The 2,524-nt window shown below is 60.8% G+C and carries 3 protein-coding genes and 1 pseudogene; 2 read left to right on the forward strand and 2 right to left on the reverse strand.

The features are described from left to right. Positions 1-425 precede the first annotated feature (425 nt). Both HMPREF0591_RS29530 and HMPREF0591_RS29535 read left to right on the forward strand, forming a co-directional pair. Positions 426-815 carry an antitoxin Xre/MbcA/ParS toxin-binding domain-containing protein gene (locus HMPREF0591_RS29530; RefSeq protein WP_007172545.1) on the forward strand — a complete coding sequence of 130 codons (390 nt, stop codon included), beginning with the start codon at positions 426-428 and terminating at the stop codon, positions 813-815. Between the two features lie 54 nt (positions 816-869). Continuing rightward, positions 870-1,670 carry an RES family NAD+ phosphorylase gene (locus tag HMPREF0591_RS29535; RefSeq protein WP_007172546.1) on the forward strand — a complete coding sequence of 267 codons (801 nt, stop codon included), beginning with the start codon at positions 870-872 and terminating at the stop codon, positions 1,668-1,670. A gap of 348 nt (positions 1,671-2,018) precedes the next feature. Here HMPREF0591_RS29535 and HMPREF0591_RS29540 read toward each other — a convergent pair whose 3' ends face one another. Together HMPREF0591_RS29540 and HMPREF0591_RS33575 are read right to left on the reverse strand one after the other, a co-directional pair. Beyond that, positions 2,019-2,333 carry a hypothetical protein gene (locus HMPREF0591_RS29540; RefSeq protein ID WP_007172547.1) on the reverse strand — a complete coding sequence of 105 codons (315 nt, stop codon included), beginning with the start codon at positions 2,331-2,333 and terminating at the stop codon, positions 2,019-2,021. Beyond that, positions 2,330-2,524, reverse strand: a pseudogene (locus HMPREF0591_RS33575) (PPE domain-containing protein); the annotation flags it as partial. The gene HMPREF0591_RS29540 and the pseudogene HMPREF0591_RS33575, both read right to left, overlap by 4 nt.

Raw genomic sequence — 2,524 nt, forward strand, 5'->3', positions numbered from 1 at the left:
GATCACCGCCGAAAACTTCCGATGCGGCATCCCCGCTGGCGCACTCAGCCCTACCACCGGATCCCCAACTGGCTACAAACGGAGAGAAGACCGCCGTAAGCGGACATACTGTCTGACCAAACCTCTTGGTTGTATTCCTTCAACGGGCCGGGCTCTAAATTCACCGCCAAAAGCTGTCGATCATCAACGAACCGTTGGAGCGTCCGGGTCGAGTCCAGGGACGTCGTACACCACGTCCCTGGACTTGACCGACCGCAGACGGGTGCTGACCAGTTATTAGGGGACTTTTTGATGGAGCCGAGGTGCCGACAGACCAGGTTTCGAGGTACACTAAGCGATCATTACGCGGTCACTTTGAGAATGATTTTTGTCGCTTGCGTGGTTGTTCCTGTAGGCTCATCGCGGATGTAAGGGGGTGCTCGGAAATGTCTGACCTGTTAGTCAAGGCTGGCGACGACACCGCACGGATGGATACCCACCAGGTCGTCAAGTACCTCTTGGACCGGCTTGGGCCCACACTGGTTGCCTTTATTGCAGGCTCAAAGAGCCGGACGATGCCGGCTCGCTGGGCCGCCCCTCCCGGGGACAGCACACACGCGGTCCCATCACCGGATAAGGTTCGGCGCCTTCAGGCCGCGCACACAGTGTTCCTGTTGATCGAAGGCGCGGAGAGTGACCAAATCGCCCGAAATTGGCTAATTTCGGCGAACCCTCGCCTCGATGGTGCGATGCCGGCTGAGCTCATCCGCAATGACGACATTCCTGCTGTCTACCGCGCGGCCGACGCATTCGTGACCGACACGTACTACTCCTGATGTGCCGCCTCCCTATACTCAGCCGGATCGCTGCGTACGGGGAGGTAGGTGCGGGTGTCGTCGTCTTTAAATGCGACCATCTGCGCGTCAACCGGGCTGAATATCGTCGCCAGTTCTGGGCAGAGCATCTATCGAGTGGCGCGAACGCAATATGGGCCACTTAACCCGCCACCCCGGACACCTGGCGGCAAGCCTCCGGTAGAGCAGTGGTCGCGCTGGGACACGGCTGGACGCACCGTATACGGCGGTTCCACCGCGGTTGGAGCCCTAGTCGAGGTCCTCGAGTACATCACCCCCGACCCACCAACGACGCTACTGACTGAACTGTTCGATGACGTCAGCACTGATGACGCGGATACCCTTGCAGGACAGATTGCACGAGAGCTACCCGCGCACGGCGGGATGCAGTACAAATCAATCTCGCAGGGTTGGCGGCAAGAACGCTCCCTTTACGAGCTGCAGCTACCCCCCAGCGGTTGGTTCGTTGACATCGCGGGCGCCAACTCGATATCTGCTGTATCGGAGCACTTGCGTTCGACGCTGTTGGCGGAGTGCGGCGTCGAGCAACTCACCCTCAGTGAACTGACCAGCTCTTCCGAGCAGTTCAAAAAGCTCACTACGGGCATCGCAACGTGGATTCGACAAACCGTGCAACTCAAGGACGGCGAGCGTCCGCATGGGATCTTTTACCCATCCAAATGGGGAAGCAACCTTGCCAACTGGGCTATATGGTTGCGGCGCACGGACGACGGGACCGGCGCTGACCCAGTGAAGGTGCTTGCAACCTCAGGCCTCGGTCGACACACAGGGCCACTTGTTGAGGCCGCGGGGCTGCGCGGGTTGAAAATCTTCTAGTATGCCCAGCTAGTCGGCTCAGAGGCGATGTGAACGTACAGTGCGGGGCGCGATTGCAACGTAGAGATGTTTGCTGAGTCCTAGCTAGGCAGCTGGGCATGGGAGGCGCTGGCACGGATCCGCGGAGCAGTACGCGAAAGATTATGCACGGCGGGGTGTTTCAGACGCTGTAGGGTTGGAGGCGCCCCACCACGGTGCGGCTGAAGGGCTCGGCGACCCTCCCACCTACCGCCGGGCCCTTTCCACTTCTTCGCGGCGTCACTGCTTCTCGCCTAAACGACAAATACTTTCCGTTGCGGACGGCTAATGGCCACGGCGCGGCAATCGAGCTGGCGTAGTCCGCGTGGGTTAGATGATGTCGCCGCGCATCTCGTCGACGCCCTTGTTTCCCGCAGCGAACAGGCTGTTGAGTTTCTTCTCAAGTTGCAGGTTTGTCATGACGTTGCCGATCGCGTCGGCGATGCGCACCTCGAGGAGGCGCCCATCAAAACCCAACGTTAGCGACACCAACCCGTCGGGGTCGTCCACCCCGGCGCGCAAGCTATCAAGCTCGTTGAGAAGATGGTCCAGGCGCGAAAGGGCCGCGGCGGTTTCGTTTTGGCTGAACTTCACTTTCTCGGCATCGCCGAGGTTGTTGAACTCGTCGTCGGCGCTGCTGATCACGAGGGCTCCTGGGGCGGGCGGCTCATCAGGCGGCGCACAACCGGGATCGCGGCATCGGGCGGGTCATCATCGTCGGGAGGCTCGGGATTACGGTCCCGCTGGGTAGCTGCCGCGGCGGCCGATAGCCGGTTTGTGTCGACCCGCCCGGTGATGTCCTCAGTATGCGGGATGTCGCGCACCGTGACTTTGCG

Source organism: Mycobacterium parascrofulaceum ATCC BAA-614 (assembly GCF_000164135.1).
Lineage (GTDB): Bacteria > Actinomycetota > Actinomycetes > Mycobacteriales > Mycobacteriaceae > Mycobacterium > Mycobacterium parascrofulaceum.

Excerpts from the sequence above, each read along its gene's own strand:
- HMPREF0591_RS29530 (WP_007172545.1), top strand. The coding sequence starts at position 426 with ATGTCTGACCTGTTAGTCAAGGCTGGCGACGACACCGCACGGATGGAT.